This is a genomic window from Bathymodiolus platifrons methanotrophic gill symbiont (assembly GCF_002189065.1).
Classification (GTDB): Bacteria; Pseudomonadota; Gammaproteobacteria; order Methylococcales; family Methylomonadaceae; genus Methyloprofundus.
On record NZ_BDMN01000599.1, the window covers coordinates 1 to 1,092 of the forward strand.

Annotated in this window: 2 protein-coding genes; both read right to left on the minus strand. The window is 41.5% G+C overall.

The features are described from left to right. Positions 1–426: 426 nt before the first annotated feature. Positions 427–723: a type II toxin-antitoxin system RelE/ParE family toxin gene (locus CDZ78_RS20845; protein WP_087871637.1), complete on the minus strand. Its 297-nt coding sequence runs from the start codon at positions 721–723 to the stop codon at positions 427–429. Continuing rightward, a complete protein-coding gene (locus CDZ78_RS20850; RefSeq protein ID WP_087871638.1) occupies positions 702–986 on the minus strand; it encodes a CopG family ribbon-helix-helix protein in 285 nt (94 codons plus the stop codon). Before CDZ78_RS20850 ends, CDZ78_RS20845 begins: the two co-directional genes overlap by 22 nt. Positions 987–1,092: the final 106 nt, after the last annotated feature.

A 1,092-nucleotide genomic window follows, 5' to 3' on the forward strand; every position in this document is an offset into this window, starting at 1 on the left:
GCCTAAGCGAAGTGATGATTTTTAGTCCGCGATAGCCGTAGGGCCGTTGTTTTGTCGGAGTCTGAGCGTTAGCGAAGGTGGAGACAAAATAAAAGGCCATCCGACACGGCGTCAAGTCATTTGGAGCCTATGTTCCGACCCCTTGTTGGGTCGGGACGAGGTGACGAGGACGAATCGGGGCCGCCGGAGGCATAAGTGGTCGCGTTAAGTTTTTGCTGCTTGCTTGGGCTGGGATGCCCAAAACAAGCTTTCGCAAAAATAGCGACTCCCCGAGCTGGAATGAGTGGCGGGCGCACTTGTTGCGGTTATAAATCTAACCTTTAAGGTTATTATTGGGTATTGATAAAATACCTTATAGGTATTTTATAGGTGGTTAATCAGGGAAGGGCGGTTCAAGTTAATAGTTTAGTAATAAAGTCTTTATTTTTATCGATCTTCACGGGCATGCCAGATTTTCAAAATCACAACTTGTTGATCGATGATTTGATAACGAAAAATGTAACCATTTTTTCCAAATGAGGTAAATAGCTCACGGTCATTTCTTCCATCTAGAGTTTTTCCAATGGCAGGATTATTTAAAATGCTCTTTGCTGCTTTCAGGATTTTTTCAGATGATTTTTTAGCCGCACGGGAATTATGCGGTTCAATAAATTCTCTTAAGCGAATAAGATCACGCCGCGCAGCAGGCGACCAAATTAAGATTAGTTTTTCAGTTCTGGACATGTACTTTCCTTGTCGCTACCCCATGTATTTAGCCAGTCTTCCATGTTTTCATGGCTAACATATTGCCCTGTCGCTTGATACTCTCTTAAGGCTACATCCGCTTCTTGGTTACGTTTATCTAAAGCTTCTTCCTGATCTAAAAAATCAGTAATTGCTTTTTTCATTAACCAGTGCGGGGTTCTATCGCGGCTTTCCCCTAACTGTTTTAATCGATTTCGGATCGTGTCATCCAGCTTTACGCCCATCGTTGTCATTTTTGCCATATCCTTTCCTAAAAGGTTGCACCTATTGCAACCAGTATAATATTATTTTTCTTAAAATAACAATAAAAAAACGACATTGACCAAATTTAAAAAGGCTCTATGTGAA